This is a genomic window from Rhodobacter sp. 24-YEA-8 (assembly GCF_900105075.1).
In the GTDB taxonomy this organism is placed as follows: domain Bacteria; phylum Pseudomonadota; class Alphaproteobacteria; order Rhodobacterales; family Rhodobacteraceae; genus Pseudogemmobacter.
Genome location: NZ_FNSK01000006.1, coordinates 192,977 through 210,510, shown reverse-complemented (window position 1 = coordinate 210,510; position 17,534 = coordinate 192,977). Strand labels below are relative to the sequence as shown.

Sequence of the window (17,534 nt, the reverse complement as noted above, 5' to 3'; positions counted from 1 at the left end):
TCAGCTCATCGCAGCCGGGATCCGGCTCTTCCGGACCCCGGTGGCTCGCCGCATGTTCCATATCCGATCCGCCCGCATCGACGGAAGACAGCCTGGTGCAAAAGGCACTACAGGCCGGTTTGCGATATGGGCTGCGAAACCCCGGTTCAAAAGGGGCGAATATCAGCCACGTCCCTCAGTGAAAATCCCGGCTCGGGAACAGCTTCTTCGCCTGCTCTCTGGGGTGCCGCGCCCTGCCCGCTGTCCGCGTCGGTCTGACGGTCTCCCCTGCCCTCTCGGTTTCAGCCCCGATCCGCAGCTGATGCCCGATGGTTGAAAGCCGCGCTGACAGGTCCTCGATTGCTTCCGCGATCAGATGGGTGACCTGCCCGTCGCGCTCGATCCGCCCCGTCACCCGCAACAGCCGCCCTGCCACCACGGCGGGGCGGAAGGTGTCATAGATCTTCTTCCAGACCACGACATTCGCAGTGCCGGTCTCGTCCTCAAGGGTAAGAAAGACCACGCCCGAGGCGGTGCCCGGGCGCTGGCGGGTGATGACCAGCCCTGTGAGCCGGATGCGGCCTGTCGCGTGCAGGAGCGAAGCCGCCGGCAGGCTTTCGGGCAGATTGGGTCGCAGGAGTTCCAGAGGATGCGCCCGCAGGCTGAGGCGCAGGGACAGGTAATCCTCGATCACCTCCTGGCCGAGCGTCATCCGGGGCAGATGCGCCACCGGCTCCTGCCCGCCTTCCCCATCGGGGCCGAACAGCGGCAGCGGCTTTGGCGCCTTCAGCGCTTTCGTCTGCCAGAGGGCATCGCGCCGCGAGAGACCAAGTCCTGCGAAACCATCGGCCTCTGCCAGCCGGTCCAGCACGTCGGGCCTGAGCCCCGCACGCCGCCAGACGCTTTCGACATCGGGATAGCCATTGCCACGCGCGGCCTTGATCCATTCCGCATCCTCTTCGCGCATCCCCTTCACCTGACAAAATCCAAGCCGCAATGCGTGCGACCCATCGGCCCGGGGCTCGATGGTGCACTCCCAGATGGACTCGTTCACCGAAACGGGGCGCACCTCGACACCGTGGTCGCGCGCATCGCGCACCAGCTGGGCCGGTGCGTAGAATCCCATCGGCTGGGCATTCAGCAGCGCGCAGGTGAAGATCGCCTGATGGTGGCGCTTGAGCCAGGCCGAAATATAGACCAGCCGCGCAAAGCTGGCCGCATGGCTTTCGGGGAAGCCGTAAGAACCGAAGCCCTCGATCTGGGCAAAGCAGCGGGCCGCGAAATCCGCGCCATAATCACGCCCGACCATGCCGTTGATAAAACGGTCGCGGAAGCCGCCGATGGTGCCCATTCGTCTGAAGGTGGCAAGCGAGCGGCGCAGCCTGTCGGCCTCGGCCGGGGTGAAACCCGCCGCCACAACGGCAATCTGCATCGCCTGTTCCTGAAACAGTGGCACGCCATATGTGCGGCCCAGCACCTCCATCATGGCCGGGCAAAGATCTTCAACCTTCTCACGGCCCTGGCGGCGGTTGATGAAGGGATGGACCATGCCGCCCTGAATCGGGCCTGGCCGGACGATGGCCACCTCGCAGACGAGGTCATAGAATTTCTGCGGCTTCATCCGGGGGAGGAAATTCAGCTGCGCCCGGCTTTCGACCTGGAACACCCCGATCGCATCCGCGCGGCAGAGCATGTCATAGACCGAAGGATCATCGGGTGGGATATTCGCGAGCGTCAGCTGCTCTTGCCGGTGATGACTGATCAGGCCGAAGGCCTTGCGGATAGCGGTCAGCATCCCGAGCGCCAGCACATCGACCTTTAACAGCCCGAGCGCGTCGATATCATCCTTGTCCCATTCGATGACGGTGCGGTTTTCCATCGCGGCATTCTCGATCGGGCAGAGTTCGTCCAGTCTTCCTTGTGTGATGACGAAGCCCCCGACATGCTGCGAGAGATGCCGGGGGAAGCCGATGATCTCGGCGATCAGCTTCACCGCAAGAGCCACGCGGTTGTCCTCGGGGCTGAGGCCCGCGTCGCGCAGCCGGTCCTCGCCGGGGGCTTCTGACGACCAGCCCCAGATCTGGCCGGAAAGCCGGGCGATCACGTCCTGGCTCAGCCCCATGACCTTGCCGACCTCACGGATCGCGGCACGGGCCCGGAAATGGATCACCACAGCGGTCAGCCCGGCGCATTCGCGGGTGTAGCGCTTATAGATCCACTGAATCACCTCTTCGCGGCGCTCATGTTCGAAATCGACATCGATATCCGGCGGCTCGCCGCGTTCTTTCGAAATGAAGCGTTCAAAAATCAGGGTGATGCTCTCGGGAGGCACTTCGGTGATGCCGAGCAGGTAGCAGATCACGGAATTGGCGGCAGACCCCCGGCCCTGGCAAAGGATCCCCTTCGAACGCGCAAAGCTGACGATATCATAGACCGTCAGGAAATAGGGCGCATATTCCACCTCGGCGATCAGGCGCAGCTCCTTTTCGATGCCGGACATGACTTTTTCGGGCGCGCCGTCCGGATAGCGCCAGGCCAGCCCCTCGCGGGTCAGCCGCTCAAGACGGGCCTGGGCGGGCTCGCCGTTTTTTGTCTCATCAGGATAGCGGTAGCGCAGCTGGTCCATGCGGAAGGTACAGCGGTCGGCAATTTCGACCGTGCGGCGCAGCGCCGCCGGATAGCGCTGGAAGATACGGGACAGTTCCTCGCCGGATTTCAGGCGATGTTCTCCATTGGCAAGGCGCCGGTCACCGATATTGTCGATGGTGCAGCCCTCGCGGATACAGGTCAGCACATCAGCGACAGGGCGCCGGCTTGATCGGTGCATCAGCACATCGCCGACCGCGACTTTGGGCAGGCCGGTCGCCTGCGAAATCCCGGCCAGACAATCAAGCCTTTCCTGATCCTGCCCGTCATAGACGGGGGCCGCACCAAGGAAGCACTGACCGGAAAAGCGGGCGGAAACCCGGAGCAGATCCCGCTCGAAGCCGCTCTCTTCCAGCGGATCGGGCGGCAGGGCAATCAGGATCATCCCCCTGCCCCATTCCTCGAGATCGGCCAGGCCAATATGGCAGCTGCCCTTTTCAGCGCGCCTTTTCCCGAGCGATAACAGCCGTGTGAGCCGCGACCAGGCGGCCAGATCGGTTGGCAGCGCGAGCCATTCCACAGGACTGTCGGTCAGCACGAGGCGTGCTCCGGGGATCAGGCGGGGCAGAGAAGCCTCCTGCCCTGCCTGGCTTTGGCCCGCCTCCTGCGCAACCCGCGCGAGTTCCTTCAGAGCAGAAAAAGCCCGGACCACCCCCGCGACCGAGTTGCGGTCGGTGATGGCGATGGCCGTGAGGCCAAGATCGGCCGCGCGTTTCACCAGTTCCTCGGGGTGAGACGCCCCGCGCAGGAAGGTGAAATTCGAGGTCACGCAAAGTTCGGCATAAGCGGTCACAGGAAAACTCCCTGGGCATACCAGTCCGGTGATCCCGATTGCGGCGTGCGGAAGAGCCAGAGCCGTGGCCCCTCACTGGTTTCTACCCGCCAGTAATCCCGCACGCCGGAACGCCAGGCGGGGTCGTCGCACCACCATTCCGGCGTGATCCGCTCCGGGCCATGGGCCCGCAATGTGGTGAAACCCATCCTGCGCCAGCTGAACCGCGCGGGCGGGTTGCCCGAGACCTGGGTCAGGAGTTCTGCCGGAAAGAGGGTGACGGGCCGGCGGGGGCGCCGCCCCTGCGGGAACGGCACCGGCGGCGCAGAGGCGGCCGGAACGGTCACGAAACTCCGCTCGGGAATGCGGCTGCTGGCGGGCAGGAAGCGCTGCACGGCATCAAACCCGAGCCGGTTGCCGATCCGGGAGATCAGATCTGAGAGCTCATCCCCGGCCCGCGCTTCTGTATTGCCGATCTGCTCGGGGGCCAGCGGCTCGGTCATTGTGGCGGTGAGACGCAACCCGTCGATCCCGAAACCGGAATCGACCTCATCGACCCCTTTGAGGAACAAAGCCGAGATCCGGGCCGGGTCGCGCATTGCGCGGGCAAGCCCCACATCGACCACCGCCGCCGAGCGGTCCACGCGCTGCAGCTCCAGCCGGACCGCGCGCGCGCCCATCCGGGCCAATGCCAGCTTGTCGCAAAGCCGGATGAGCAGCCGGTCGAGCACGCCCATGACATCCGCCGTCAGCCCGATCGGATCGGGCAGGGTCATCCGCACCCCGAAATGCGGGGCCTCCGCCCCGGCCGCCACCGGCTCAGACTGTGCCCCGAGTGCCTGATCAAGGCGGCGCAGAAGATCCGCGCCGAACCGCCGCGCCAAGGGCGGCCGGGGAACGGTGGTCAGATCAGCGATCCTGTGCAGCCCAAGGCGGATCAGAGCTTCGGCAACTGCAGGTTCGATCCGAAGCGCGCTGACCGGCATCGGCCCGAGCCGGGCCAGGAGCCCGCCTTCCGGGATCACACCGCCGCCATGGCGGGCAAGGGCCCAGGCTCCGCCACGGGTTTCCGCTATGGCGCTCTTTGCACAAACGCCTGTCCGCTCACACCGCGCCTCGAGATCGGCAAGCAGCTCTGCCTCGCCGCCAAAAAGATGCGGCACGCCCGAGACATCGACGACCAGGCCATCCGTTCCGTCTTTCGCTGCATGTGGTCCGTAACGGCTCGCCCACCGTCGCAGGCCCTCAAGCGCCCTGCCCTCGCGGATCGGATCGGCCGGACGGGTGGAAAGCGCAGGGCAAACCGCGCGCGCATCGGCGAGCGGCATGCCGGGATGGAGGCCTGCCGCCGTGGCGGCCTTGTTCAGACAATGCAGATGTTCCGCGTTCGACGCCCTGAGCGTCAACGCAAAAGGCCCGTCAAGCGGGCGGATCCTCAGGCTGACATCGCTCGCGAGCCTGGGGAACCAGATGGACAGCAGCCGTCGCGCCATTCCAGCTCACATCACAGAATACGGTTGTTCCCTTTTTGTTCTTATTAAGGATCCAGCGATGGCGAGTCGAGTCCAGAGGTGAAGGCAGCGGATCACATTTCCAGCGCGTCTCGGCGGCATTGCTGCCTTTGCCTTCCTGGATCAGCATGAGGCCCGTGGTGTGCCCGGCCTCGGCGGCAAGCTGGAGCCGCCTGCCCGCGGTCAGCGTGATGGGCTTTTCCGGCGCCGCGATGACCAGAGACACCGGCCGCGCCCGCAAAGCCTCTTCAACGGCCCAGAGCAGATCCGTCTCACCCGGGGCCTCGATGAAATGCAGCCGCCCGGCAACGCCTTCCGGCAGGGATCCCGGCAACAGCCTGTCCCGGTCATGCGCAAGCATGATCCAGAAGACTGGCCCCGCCAGCCGGGCGGCCTGAAAGAGAGCGAAGCCGATCCGGCCGCGCCCTTCGACTTCATGAACGCGGCTGTTCAGAAGGTGCAGCGGGTCCGCATGGCTCTCATATGTAAGCCGGTTACGCAGGGTCTGCATGGTGCCCCTCCGCCACGATCTGAAGCTGTCCGTCGGGGAGCGGGCGCTGCAGTTTCAGCGCCGTATTCGTGTCCGCGGTCAGCCAGCGGCGCCAGTCCTCGGGGCGCGTCAGGATTACCGGCATGGCTTTGGGATGCACGGGCCGAACCTCGGCATTGGGCTCGCAGGTCAGGAAACCGAAAAGGTCCGCGGTCACTTCGCCCTCTTTCAGTTTCCTGACCGAAGTCCATTCGGTACGGATGCCGGCGAAGAAAGCGAGCGGCCGGTCCTGGCCGAGGGCAAACCAGACCGGGCTGTTGCGAGGTGCTCCCGGTCGGCCATCAGGTTCGGAGAAGCTGGTGAAGGGAACGAGGCAGCGATGTTCTGCTCCGAGCCAGCGGCGCCAATGGGGCGATCCGATATTGCGGATATTCGTGACGCCCGGATCCGTGCGCTTGCCGGTCAGATAGACTGATGGGGTCGGCATGCCCCATCGGGCCGTGGTCAGGGTCCAGTTGCGGCCATTACCGTGGCGAATGATCGGTGCCGGATAGTCGGGAAATAGACCGGGAGCTTGCGCGAGATTGCCCGTGGTATCGATAAGCTCCTCGTCTTCGTCCAGCACGTGACGAAAGACCTGGCGCATCGCGTCCTGGCTTTTGGTCTGGGCGTAAAGGTTGCACATGATTTCACCTCGCAATGTTCCCGCATGAGAACAATCAAAGAACCTATCTGATTCCTTTCGGGTGGTCTATCTGTCCGATCTGATCCGGGTGCGGGGTTCAGGCCTGCAGGACGGACCTGACATAGGCATCAGGGTTGAGGATGGATCCGATCTGTTTTGCCATGCGGTCTTCGAGCTTCAGAAGCCCCCATAGCCCGAGCCGGTTCGCAGCACTTGCCAGAATGTCCTGACTTATTCTCAGAATCTTTCCGAATTCAAAGGCGATGCGGGTGGCGTCTCTGGACGTGGCTGGTTCGGGGTAAAAGGTGCTGACCTCGGTCAAGGCTGTCCAGCTGGCAAGCTGTCCAGGTTCCCGTTTTCTTTTTTTTGTATCTGACTCATGCTCTATGTGGCGGACAATCTGTCCGTCAGAGGCGGGCGTTTGATTGGTCAGCGCGGCGAAGCGGGCGTCTTGTGTGGTAGGGGCAGGGGCCTCCTCTACAGCCATAGCTCCGTCGTGGTCGACAGCATTTTCCGAGGGGCAGGCAGGGTGCGTGCGACCGGCATCCGGGGGCAGGCGGGTCTCATCCCGACCTGCCTGAGGATCCTGTGCTGACTGAGGCGGGCTATCAGATGAAAAGACCGTGGTCAGCCGGGCGAGCGCTGCGCGGGCCTCACAAAGGGTAAGCGTTGTGCGGCGCACCAGGTTGCGCAATCCGTCGAGGAAGGCGGTGAGCGTCTCATCCAGATGCAGTTCGGCGCAGGCCGCACGGAGCCTGAGGATCTGCGCCCGCAGCCCGCGCAGCTCATCCGCTTCTTCGCGGCGCCGCCGGGCAAGCGCGAGCAATGTGTCGGATTGCGCGAAGAGGGGGGAGAGGTCGAGCCCAAAGGCACCGATCGGTTTGCCCTGCTGCATCACGGGGAAGCGTTTGCCATTGGCGCTGTCGCGGCGGCGGATCAGGCCGGCGGTTTCCAGTGTTTCGAGATGCCGGCGCAGCTGACGGTCGGTAAGCCCCCTGGCGCGAAAGCACAGGGTGTCGTTGCTGGCATAGATGGTGAGGAGGGTGGCAGGGGACACGAGAGTCTCGCGCCCATCCGCGCCCTGGCAGGGCAGGCAGCTCAGCAGAGCGTCCAGGACAACAACTGCGCCTTGCCGAATGCCGAGATCGCGGCCGCAGGTATTGACCGCGGCCATGATCTCACGCCGCGAGATCGGGCGGAACGCCGGCTGCAGGGTGATCGTTCCCATCCCGGGAAGCGAATGCTCCGCGGATTTGGCACAAGTTTCCTGTGCCCCGGCCGCAAGGGCCGTGGATGTGATGTGCTTCATGCGATTTCAGACGGCAAATAAGGTCCGTTCACCGAAATCGGTGTTGCGCTGATTCGATTTTGGGGGTACCTAGTAAGTGCTGAAGTTACAGGGACCCTTCGTTAGCTCACCGCTTTCGGGGGGTTTCTTTTTGCCTGAAGTCTGCTCCTTTTCTCGTGGTTTGCCTGAGGGGGTGATTTCACCGATTGACCATGGTCAATCTTTATAAATCAATGGGTTAGTTGTTTCCGCCTGCGCGCTGGACCAATCAGAATAAAGCTGGGCCAGTTGCTCCTCTACATAGCGGAGGAAGGCGCGATCCTGCTTTCGATCTGCGCGCAGAACCAGATTTCCGGTCGCAAGATGGCAGCTGACAGAACCCGCAATGACGGTCCGCTGTGACACCGGGCGGGGCCGCTGGGCTTTGGGCTCGTCATTGATTGTGCCCGAAGACAGGGCGCTGATGACCGCTTCCAGCCGTTCTGCCGCTGATCCGCTTTCCGGGACGATGCTGACCGCTTTTTTGACGACCTTGTCGCTGGCGCCCTTGATCAGGTCGCGTAGCTCCATCCAGGGACGGCGCCCGATGCCCTGGGCCGCTCCGATGCGCTGAATGAGCTGATCAGGGATGTCGCGCACGACGGTCCGCAACCGGCTGAGGGTGCTGGAATCGATGGCAAGCGCCTGGCAGATGCGCTCGGCGGTGAACCCTGCCTCCTCCAGCTTGGCGGCGAAAACAGCCTGTTCAATGAAGCTTCGTTCGAGCCTTGCGGAGTTTTCAAGCGCCTGGGACATGAGGGCCTCATCGAGGCTCATCTCTCTGATATAGGCGGTGACCCTGATGCCTAGGGCACGGCAGGCGGCAATCCTGCGCCGGCCATAGACCACTTCGTATCTGGGTCCCGCGCCCCGGCGATGGCGCAGCATGACCGGAAGTTGCTGGCCTGAGGAGCGAATTGACTCGACCAGATCGCTCAGCCCGTCCTGTACGTCGAACCGGTCTGCGATTTCGGAATTGGCGATCTCTGCGGGATCGACATCCTGGGGGGCCTGCGCGGAAACACTCGACAGCACATCTGCCATCGATTTCAGGGATTTCGGGCCGTCCGCATTGGGGGCAGGGGAGGGCGCTGCGACCTCTGCTGTCTTATCGCTGCCTTCAAGACTTTTCCGGAGGCTTTGAGCCAGGATGTTATTTCGCATCGGACACCTCCCGGCCCCAGGCCGCCTGAATGAGTTTCTCGATATCGTTGGAAAACCCGGTCGCAGAATCCAGCGCCCGTTCGAAGGTCTTACGGTTTTTGACCGAAGACAGATCGACCTCAAAGATAGTGCGCTGCGACAATCCCGCCTCGCTGACGGCCGATGACTTTACGAAGGGGGTCGGTATCACGCTTGTCCCGAGGAGTTCGCGTATCCACTCTGCAAGATCCTGTTGGGTGCTGATCGAAGTGTCGAACCGGGTAAGCAGATAGGCGAAATTGTCAAAGGCGCCGGCGGCGCCGTTGGTGTGCAGCACCTCCATGACACCGGAGGCCATCATGAGGAACTGGCTGGCCGAAGCCAGGTCCACCCGCTCGGGGGTGATCGTCATCAGGAGAGAGGTGGAGGCGCAAACCGCTGACATTGTCAGGTATCCGAGCTGCGGCGGGCAGTCGATCAGAACGATGTCGTAATCATCTTCGACCTGCCGCAGAGCATCCCGGATACGGTTGAAGAAGACAGGCTGTTCGCCCCGGCTGAGCGCCGTTGGCGTCTCGGTTTCGAACTCGGAGAGCAGGATCCCGGCCGGAACCAGATCCAGCCCCGGGAAATAGGTGCTTCGCAAGACAGTGGTGATCGACGCACGCGTTATATCGCCATCATTGTAGCGGATCGCATCATAAAGCGTGCCGCCCTGGCGGAAGTCGATTTCTGGCTGATAGCCGAAGAATGTCGTCAGCGAGGCCTGTGGATCGGCATCCACCACCAGCACCCGATAGCCGCGGAGCGCAAGCCGCATGGCAAGGGTGACGGTCGTCGTGGTTTTCGATGACCCGCCCTTGAAGTTCACGGTGGACCAGATCTGCAGCTTGTCGCCCTGGCGGCGACCGGGCAGGAACTGAAACGGGTCTTTGGCGGTCTGGGCCAGAATGCGGCGGATATCGATGATCGAGGCGGCCGTATACTGGCGCTTCCCGCTCAGACCCTGCTCGACCTCGGGGATCTTGCCGTCGAAATGGGCCTTGCGCAGATAGCCATCGCTGACCCGCAAAAGCTCTGCGACCTCTGAAGAGGTAAAGCTGCGGAGGGCTTTTTCCTCTTTTGGCGCCAGGAACAGCTTCGACATACGCTCCAGGGCCTCGGAAAGGCGGTGGGCATCTGCCTTCAGTTTGTCGTGAAGAACAGGTAGGGTCATGGTCCGCTCGTGATCTGTCGCAGGTTTGCGTTACTCGGTGAAGCCGGTGCTTTATCCTGCCTCAGAAACGCAGTTTGCGATCATTTCTTACTTTTGTCGTTACACGTATGCCTGCGCGGTCCTCAGTTCTCAAGAAAAATCGTTCATGGGCATTTTGCGTTGATCGTGACCAATCCTACCAGATTTTGCTTTCTTCCTCAGGGGACTGTTGAGTAAATTTACTCAATGCATTGTTTTTAAAATATTTAGTTATGCACAGGATGGGGGGAAGGGGCTCTGTTCTGACCTCTCGCTCCCTGAGTGAGCCCCGCAGGCCCGGTAACGCAAGGCAGGCCGTTTTCCACCCAGGGCGTGTTCCGGAAAACCCCCGGACGATTCTTGTCGCGGCCTGAGGTGGAATGCGAATCCTACAATGATCCGGCGCAATAACGTTACCGGAGTGGATTGTCCGGATCACGCGCAGCCACATCCAAAGCCGGGAGAAGGCCCTGGCGTCCCGGCGGTTCTGGGGCAGCCGGTTAGCCTGAAAGCGCAAATCCGCTGGAACAGCTCCGGTCGGGGCTTTGCTATGCCGTTGTTCTTCAGGGTTTCATGGGAAATGTACATAAGTCCGATAATGAAACCTTATTGGATATATTTACAAACAACAGATAGCGGCGGATTATTGCATATTTTATGAAATAATCCGCCGAATTTCTTTCACCTGCCGCCATTCAACTGCAGTGAAGCTGTCCTGAAACTCACCCTCATTGCCGCTTATGACTTCTGTGCGGGCATAACAGTGATCATATTGAAATATAATAATTTATTGATATCCGGAAGACAGTGGCGGGCCTGAGCCGCGAGCGTTTTGATTGCCGGTTAACGCGGCCTTACCTTTTGAATGTCCGGCTTGATCTGCGCAGGTCTTGCTGTGCGCCGCGTCGCCTGCCCCGGCCGGACTATGATGGGTTCCAGGACCGGGCCCGCGATACGCGGATCGTGCCAAACTGCCGTCCAGTGCGGCCGCTGCACGTTTTGCGCCACAGGCGGGGGGATCCGCATTGTTTGATAAGCGCAATCCCTCGGCGTCAGGGGCGATGGGAATAATCTTTTCAATTAATGTCTATATACAAAATAGATAAATCTGTGTTTTGGGCCTAGCCTCCGCCGGAACCAACCTTCCCATGTTCCGGATCGCAAGATGCCATTTTCGCTGTCTCTTCGTGGACACCCTCCGATGCCCTGCGCGATCACCTGATTGCAGGGATTGGTCCGGGGCAGGATACAGGGCTGCGAATATGCAGCACCGCTGCGCCCATGCGACCAGGCTTCGGCCTCACGATCACGCGCGAGGGGCAGGCGGCCCACGGCTGATCTGAACGCAAGGGTCTGTCGTGACCGCCTCGGACATCCATTCTGGCGGGCGGGCTGAGGAGGTTTCGCGCCATAACCTTCTCGGACAGGGCGCCACCTTGCTCGAAGACCTTACCCCTCACGCAAATACGGGCGAACGCTTGGGCCAACAGCTCGCCCTCTGGCGCGGCAGGTTTCTGCGGATTGCGGTTCCGTTGGCCATGGTTGCGCTTTGGCAATTCGCGAGCACCACCGGCTGGGTCAGCGCGCGCACACTCCCCTCGCCGGCCACAGTGGCCACCGCCTTCGTTGAGCTGATCCGCAATGGCGATCTGCAACGGGCGCTGCCGGTCTCTTTGCAACGATCGGGCACTGGATTGCTGATCGGCGCCACGCTTGGGCTGGTCATTGGTCATTGGTCATTGGTCATTGGTCATTGGTCATTGGTCATTGGGCCGGGCTGTGGCGGCTTGGCGAAGAGATCTTCGATGCTCCTTTGCAGATTTTGCGCACCATTCCCTTCATCGCGGTGATGCCGCTGCTGGTCAGCTGGTTCGGCATTTATGAACAGCCCAAGATCATCCTGATCGCCGCTTCGACCATCTTTCCGGTCTATCTGAACACCTATCACGGGGTGCGCGGCGTTGATGCCAGGCTGATCGAGGCGGCGCGGACCTTCGGCCTCAGCGGCCTGAGGCTGACGCTGAGGGTCATTCTGCCCACGGCCATGCCGCAGATCCTGACAGGGTTGCGCTACGCGCTCGGGGTTTCGCTGCTGGCGCTGGTGCTGGCCGAACAGATCAACGCCCGCGACGGGATCGGCAGCATTCTGATGGTCGCGAACCTGAACCAGCGCACCGACATCGTGATCGCGGGCATCATTGTCTACGCATTGTTCGGGGTGGTCGTCGACATCGTGATGCGGCTCATCGAAACGATCGCCCTGCCCTGGAGGCCGCATGTCCAGCTCTGACGATATCGAGGCCTTTGTCTCCGACGGGAGCGTGAACGGGGCGGTGGTCGCTGCGCGCGATATCCGCCGGGTCTTTGGCGGGCGCACCGTGCTCGACGGCGTCGATCTGCACCTGCGCCGGGGGGATTTCGTGGCCCTGCTCGGGCCATCGGGCACAGGCAAGACCACGCTGCTGCGCATTCTTGCCGGGCTCGACAAGGCGACCAGCGGCCGTGTGACCGTACCCAGGGCCCGCTCGGTGGTGTTCTAGGAACCACGCCTCGTCCCCAGCCGCTGGGTCTGGCGCAATGTGGTCATCGGCGCACCTGCGATGCGCGCGGCCCGCGAGAAGGCCATTGCGGCCCTGGCCGAAGTCGGGCTGGCAAGCCATGCCGGGGCCTGGCCGTTACCCTGTCGGGTGGCGAGGCACAGCGTGTGGCACTGGCCCGCGCGCTGGTTTCCGAGCCGGGGCTTTTGCTGCTGGACGAGCCTTTCGCGGCGCTGGACGCGCTGACCCGGATCCGCATGCATGATCTGGTGGTGCGGCTGGTCAACCGACATCGGCCCGCCGTGCTTCTGGTCACCCATGATGTGGACGAGGCGATCCTTCTGTCAGACAGGGTGCTGGTGCTGGCGGATGGCAAGGTTGGGCTCGACCTGCAGATCGATATTGAAAAGCCGCGCGGCAAGCATGACCCGCGCTTTCTCGCCCTGCGCAGGCGGCTTCTGGAACAGCTTGGTGTCCGGTCCGAGACGTTCGAGGTGGTACCGCCCTGAGCCGCGGTAACTCGCTTTCCCCTTTTGAACCAAACAGCAACGGAGCCATTCTTCCGATGACCCTTCCTCTTGTTCCCCGCCCCCTGCGCGTCTCTGCCCTTTCGGCAACCTTTCTGGCTTCGGCGCTGTTTGCGACCGCAGGCCTTGCCGAGGGGCTGAAGACCGATCTGACGGCGCAGGTCAGCTTCGACAATCCGAAGAATGCAGATGCCGCCGTCAGCATCATCCACGGCTACCAGACCCCGGAATATCCCTATCTTCTGAAGGAATCCGGCCTGTTCGACGACATCGACTACAAGCTGGACATCCCGATTATCTCGGGGCCGCAAGCACAGATCGCCGCCCTTTATGCCCATAATCTCGACGTGGGTCATGTCGGCGACAACACCGCAGGCTTTGAATGGGCCAATGCCTATACCGACTGGTCGGCCGAGGGCGCGGTCCCGGCGATCTACAACATCGCCGGTGCGACCAGCGACCAACAACCCTTTCCCAACGGGGTCTATGCCTGGACTTCGTCGGGGGTGACCTCGCTCGCCGATCTGAAAGGCCATACCGTGGGTTACAATTTCGGCGGCAATATCTATTCCGCCTATGTTTCGGCGCTGGCCGGGGCCGGGGTAACTGAGGCCGAGGTCCAGCCGATCCTGTTTGAAAGCAATCCACTGGTGGCTCAGGCTTTCAAGGACGGCAATGTCGAGGTTGCGGTGACCGGCGCGAATTTCGTCCAGGATCTGGTCGACAGCGGGGAGGTCAAGCTGATCGCCAGCTACACCGATCTGGGCGTGCCGGGGGGACATGGTTTCATCTCGCGCCCGGATGTGCTGGCCGATCCGGGCAAGCTGGCGGCCCTGCAGGATTTCTATGCCCGGCTGAAGAAGTTCCACGCCGAATGGGTGCCCGCGCATGAGGCAGCCTATCTGCAGATCCAGCAGACAATGAACAAGCAGAGGCCCCGGGTCGCGGCGATCAATTATGCCAATTATGCGGTGATGCGGCTCTATCCGGTCGGCAATCCCGCGTTCATCGCCAAGAAACAGCGTATCGTCGATCTTGCGGTCAAGAACGGCACGCTGAAACACCAGCGCGATGTCACCAGGGCCTATAACCCGGCGTTCGACGCCATTGTTGCCGAAAATTCAGCGCGACAGGCTATATCCATGGCGTTGGGAGTGCGTGCTTGTGCCGCGTAGCACAGACGGTCGTCGGGTCATCGTGCAGACAGTTGCTGGCTTCCTGTGCCCGACCCTCGCGCGGGCCCGGGCCGGGCGGCGCGCCAAATCTTGGGGACGCCCGAGCAGACCGCCGACGACACCAGCCACAATCGAACGACCCCGCGCGACCGGTGGCCAGTCCACGGGGCGCGGCTCGCTGCGACAGTGGCGCATTACAATGGCTTTGTCGCAGCCGGCCAGGACGCGGATTTCCACCGCCCCGACCTGCGCCATGCCATCGCGCGCGGGCCGTTCCATACCGCCTGGGCGACACCGATCATCCATGACAGCCTGTCAGGGTTGCGCACCGATACCAGGGGACGGGTGATCGGCCTCGACCAGCAGCCGATCCCGGGGCTTTACTGCGCGGGTGAAAGCCAGGGTGGCTTTCCCGGCATGGTCTGGGCCGAAGCCTGCTGTTCGGGCGGCTGGCGGGTCAGACGGCGGCCTGGGCTGAAGCAAGCCGGTGCGACAGGGAGTGTCGCCCCCTGTCGGTTCAGAAGAATCCGTTTTCCGGCAGCGGCGTGCCATCGATCAGATGGCTGCCGATGGCGCGCGCCTTGTAGAGGCCGGGGTTATGGGTGGCCAATGTGCGGGCGTTGCGCCAGTGGCGGCCAAGGTTCACCCCTTCGCGCGTGGCGGATGCACCGCCCACCTCGAAGATCAGTGATCCGGCACGGGCGGCGTCCTCGTCCACGACAATCTTGGCCTGCGCGGCCGCCAGTGCCGCCGCATGGGCAAGTGCACGGTCTCGCAGGCCCGCCTCATCCGTGCTGTCGGTGGCGCTATCCAGTGCATCGGCAGCGGCCAGCACTGTCGCCTCGGCCGAGAAGGCCAGCGCCGACAATTGGCCGAGGCTGGCCAGCAGCAGCGGATCCTCGCGCGGCAGGTCGGCCGAGGCATGGGTGAAGCTGCGCCCGCGTGTCACCAGCAAGCGGGCGGCATCCGCCGCGATGGCGGCGAGGATACCGGCCACCGCTGCCGTCAGATAAAGCTGCGCGATGGTCGTGGGATAGGCTTGCGCCGCCTCGGGGCGGGTCTTGTGCAACAGGATCTCATCCGCCTCGACCCGGACATTGTCGAGCAAGGTGGTGCCGCTGCCGGTCAGACGCTGACCCATCCCGTCCCAGTCATCGATGCGCCGGATGCCGGGCCGGTCTGTGGGCAACACCGCCACGCCTTCATCGCCATCGGCGGTGCGCAGCCGCACCATGACCAGATCGGCATAAAGCGTGCCGGTTGAGTAGAACTTCTGACCGCTGAGCCGGAAGCCGCTGCCATCGGGCGTCGCGGTGGTCGCGAAATCCCGCGTTCTGACCACCATTCCCAGCTCGCCAGAGCCAAAACCCACCAGCGCGCCACCAAGGATCGCATCGCGCAGCCGGGTCTCCGCCGGCCCGATCGGGCTGCGGGCATAGGTTTCGACAAAGACATAATGGGTGCGGAAGATATGCGCGATATTGGCATCGGCCTCGGCCAGCCGGATCACGCGCGACAGGGTCTCGCGCAGTGAAAGCCCGAGGCCCCCGGCGCTGACCGGCAGGCGCAACAGGCCAAAGCCCGCGCGCCGCAGCGCCAGAACCGGCTCATGCGGCAGGTCGCGGTCCCGGTCGCGGGCGGGCGCTTCTTCGGCGATCCGTGCCAGCAGAGAAGTGAAGGCCGGCTCGCTCCAGCGCGGCCGGGTGTTGAAATTCTGTGCTGCCGTCATGCTGCCCCCTGGTTTTCCGATGCGGCGCTCTGCCCCGGATCGCTGTTTTGCCCGTCATGGATTTGCACGCGATGCCCGGGAGAGACCTCGCGCCAGCGCGCTGCAATCGGGCGGTGGCCAGGCGGGAAGACCGGGCTGCGCGGCTCGCCCGAAAGCACAGGTCGGCGCAGGCTGCGGCGGGCCGGATCAGGGATCGCCACGGCTTCCAGAAGCCTGCGGGTATAGGGATGCTGCGGATTGGCGAAGATCTCGGCCCGCGGTCCGATCTCGACGATTTCGCCCAGATACATCACCGCGACGCGGTGGCTGATCCGTTCGACCACCGCCATGTCATGAGGGAAGAGATGCGCAGGTCCGTCCTGCCAAGCTGCCGATATTCCGTCATGGGCGTCTTTCTGTCTTCTACTGTACTTTGGCGGCGGGCGGGCTGCAGCCGGGGTCGCGTCGGATCCCGGGCCGGGGTAGGGCCGGGCGCCTGTCGGGTATGCGGGCCTGCCCCGGCGCGACTGGTGCGCTACCGATTTCGTCCGCAACGATCAACAGTCCCGGCATGCAGGGACGGGACAGGCAGAAATGACCTTTGAATGCAAGCCGCTGCAGGCCGGCGTGCCCTTGCCGGGATCGCCGGAGCTGCGCGCGCTGGTCGCCGCCGTCGCCGCCGTCGCCGCTGGGGCCGAGGCGCGGGACCGGGGCGAGACTTCGCCCCGCCAGGCGATCGACCTTCTGCGCCAGCCGCGCATCGGCACCTTTCGTTTGCCGCAGCCGGTGGGTGCAGCTGCCAGCCTGCCGCAGTTGTTCGAATTCGTGATCGATCTGGCCGAAGCGGACTCGAACATCGCCCATATCCTGCGCAACCATTTCTTCAACGCCGACCGGTTGCTGCGCTCAAAATACAGTCCGATACCGCCGCTGGCTGGAGCTGGTTGAGCGCGGCGATCTGCTTGGCACCGGGGCGAGTGAGCTGGGCGTCCATGGCATCGGCGGCCCCTCGTTCAACACCACTCTCACCCCGGAAGGGGACGGTTTTGTGCTGAACGGTGAGAAATACTACAGCACCGGCAATCTCTATACCGACCATATTCTGGTCAGTGCGGTGACCCTCGACGGGCAGTTCGCCACTGCTTTGGTGCCTGTGCGCGACCCGGGTGTGGTGATTGCCGAGGATTGGGATGGCATCGGTCAGCGGCAGACCGCCAGCGGCACCACGGTCTTCACCAATGTGCGGATCGCGGCGCAGGATGTTGTTTTCCTTGAGGGTGAGGACCGGCGTGCGCCCGTCGAGGCGACCTTCCCGCAGCTTTACCTTTCGGCAATCATCGCCGGCATCCTGCGCGCAGTGGTGCGCGATGCGGCGGAACTGGTGCTGGGCCGGGGGCGCAACTATTACCATGCCGTGGCCGCCCGGCCTGCCGAGGATCCGCTGCTGCAGGAAATTATCGGCAGACTGGCCAGTACGGCCTATGTGGCCGAGGCCAGCGTGCTGCGCGCGGCAGAGGCTCTGGCGGAAGCCCAGGCCAGCGCCGAGGCGGGCCTGTTCCGCGAGGCCTCGTTGCGCGCCGCCAAGGCCAAGGTGGTGGTGGACGGGCTGGCGCTTGAGGCCGCTACCCGGCTTTTCGATGTGGGTGGGGCTTCGGCTGCGACGCAGCGCGCCCGGCTTGACCGGCATTGGCGCAACATCCGCACGATCTCGTCGCACAACCCGGTGGCCTATAAGGCGCGGGCTCTGGGCGATCTGATCCTCAACAATACGCCGCTGCCCTCGGCGGCGTTCTTCTAGGA

At 63.4% G+C, this 17,534-nt stretch carries 15 protein-coding genes and 1 pseudogene; 7 read left to right on the top strand and 9 right to left on the bottom strand.

The genetic code is table 11. The features are described from left to right. Window positions 1-175: 175 nt before the first annotated feature. The 7 genes from BLW25_RS23635 to repA all read right to left on the bottom strand — a co-directional run bounded on the left by BLW25_RS23635 (window position 176) and on the right by repA (window position 9,769). Window positions 176-3,418: an error-prone DNA polymerase gene (locus BLW25_RS23635; protein WP_092904771.1), complete on the bottom strand. Its 3,243-nt coding sequence runs from the start codon at window positions 3,416-3,418 to the stop codon at window positions 176-178. Next, complete coding sequence (locus BLW25_RS23630; RefSeq protein WP_092904769.1) at window positions 3,415-4,890, bottom strand: Y-family DNA polymerase; 1,476 nt, start codon at window positions 4,888-4,890, stop codon at window positions 3,415-3,417. The genes BLW25_RS23635 and BLW25_RS23630 overlap by 4 nt, the downstream gene beginning before the upstream one ends. After that, window positions 4,817-5,419, bottom strand: coding sequence for an ImuA family protein (locus tag BLW25_RS23625; protein WP_249497209.1), 603 nt, complete (start codon window positions 5,417-5,419; stop codon window positions 4,817-4,819). The genes BLW25_RS23630 and BLW25_RS23625 overlap by 74 nt, the downstream gene beginning before the upstream one ends. Beyond that, complete coding sequence (locus BLW25_RS23620) at window positions 5,403-6,083, bottom strand: SOS response-associated peptidase (RefSeq protein WP_092904767.1); 681 nt, start codon at window positions 6,081-6,083, stop codon at window positions 5,403-5,405. The genes BLW25_RS23625 and BLW25_RS23620 overlap by 17 nt, the downstream gene beginning before the upstream one ends. Window positions 6,084-6,180: 97 nt before the next feature. Further along, window positions 6,181-7,311 (bottom strand): helix-turn-helix domain-containing protein, encoded by a 1,131-nt coding sequence (locus BLW25_RS23615; RefSeq protein ID WP_290438719.1) that lies wholly within the window; start codon window positions 7,309-7,311, stop codon window positions 6,181-6,183. 276 nt (window positions 7,312-7,587) lie between these two features. Next, the gene (gene repB, locus BLW25_RS23610) at window positions 7,588-8,454 is read right to left on the bottom strand and encodes a plasmid partitioning protein RepB (protein ID WP_253188636.1); all 867 of its coding nucleotides are present in this window, start codon (window positions 8,452-8,454) and stop codon (window positions 7,588-7,590) included. 109 nt (window positions 8,455-8,563) lie between these two features. After that, window positions 8,564-9,769, bottom strand: coding sequence for a plasmid partitioning protein RepA (repA, locus tag BLW25_RS23605; RefSeq protein ID WP_092904761.1), 1,206 nt, complete (start codon window positions 9,767-9,769; stop codon window positions 8,564-8,566). Window positions 9,770-11,540: 1,771 nt separating this feature from the next. On the opposite strand from repA, the gene BLW25_RS23600 reads away from it, so the two are divergent. The 5 genes and pseudogenes from BLW25_RS23600 to BLW25_RS25445 all read left to right on the top strand — a co-directional run. Next, window positions 11,541-12,077 carry an ABC transporter permease subunit gene (locus BLW25_RS23600; RefSeq protein WP_216279515.1) on the top strand — a complete coding sequence of 179 codons (537 nt, stop codon included), beginning with the start codon at window positions 11,541-11,543 and terminating at the stop codon, window positions 12,075-12,077. Beyond that, window positions 12,064-12,327: an ATP-binding cassette domain-containing protein gene (locus BLW25_RS25165; protein WP_253188635.1), complete on the top strand. Its 264-nt coding sequence runs from the start codon at window positions 12,064-12,066 to the stop codon at window positions 12,325-12,327. Before BLW25_RS23600 ends, BLW25_RS25165 begins: the two co-directional genes overlap by 14 nt. A 164-nt stretch (window positions 12,328-12,491) precedes the next feature. Continuing rightward, the gene (locus tag BLW25_RS25160) at window positions 12,492-12,833 is read left to right on the top strand and encodes a hypothetical protein (protein ID WP_253188634.1); all 342 of its coding nucleotides are present in this window, start codon (window positions 12,492-12,494) and stop codon (window positions 12,831-12,833) included. A gap of 56 nt (window positions 12,834-12,889) precedes the next feature. Beyond that, entirely contained in the window at window positions 12,890-14,026 is a 1,137-nt protein-coding gene (locus tag BLW25_RS23590; RefSeq protein WP_092904759.1) for an ABC transporter substrate-binding protein, read from the top strand. 45 nt (window positions 14,027-14,071) lie between these two features. Further along, window positions 14,072-14,434: pseudogene (locus tag BLW25_RS25445) on the top strand (FAD-binding protein); the annotation flags it as partial. Window positions 14,435-14,543: 109 nt separating this feature from the next. On the opposite strand, the gene BLW25_RS23580 reads toward BLW25_RS25445, so the two are convergent. Next, window positions 14,544-15,755, bottom strand: coding sequence for an acyl-CoA dehydrogenase family protein (locus tag BLW25_RS23580; RefSeq protein WP_092904757.1), 1,212 nt, complete (start codon window positions 15,753-15,755; stop codon window positions 14,544-14,546). Then, window positions 15,752-16,078, bottom strand: a complete 327-nt coding sequence (locus BLW25_RS23575; protein WP_394328457.1) for an ABC transporter ATP-binding protein — start codon at window positions 16,076-16,078, stop codon at window positions 15,752-15,754. The genes BLW25_RS23580 and BLW25_RS23575 overlap by 4 nt, the downstream gene beginning before the upstream one ends. A 250-nt stretch (window positions 16,079-16,328) precedes the next feature. On the opposite strand from BLW25_RS23575, the gene BLW25_RS24830 reads away from it, so the two are divergent. Together BLW25_RS24830 and BLW25_RS24825 are read left to right on the top strand one after the other, a co-directional pair. After that, the gene (locus BLW25_RS24830; RefSeq protein WP_216279514.1) at window positions 16,329-16,682 is read left to right on the top strand and encodes a hypothetical protein; all 354 of its coding nucleotides are present in this window, start codon (window positions 16,329-16,331) and stop codon (window positions 16,680-16,682) included. Then, entirely contained in the window at window positions 16,567-17,532 is a 966-nt protein-coding gene (locus BLW25_RS24825) for an acyl-CoA dehydrogenase family protein (protein WP_366268885.1), read from the top strand. Before BLW25_RS24830 ends, BLW25_RS24825 begins: the two co-directional genes overlap by 116 nt. The last annotated feature ends 2 nt before the right edge of the window (window positions 17,533-17,534 follow it).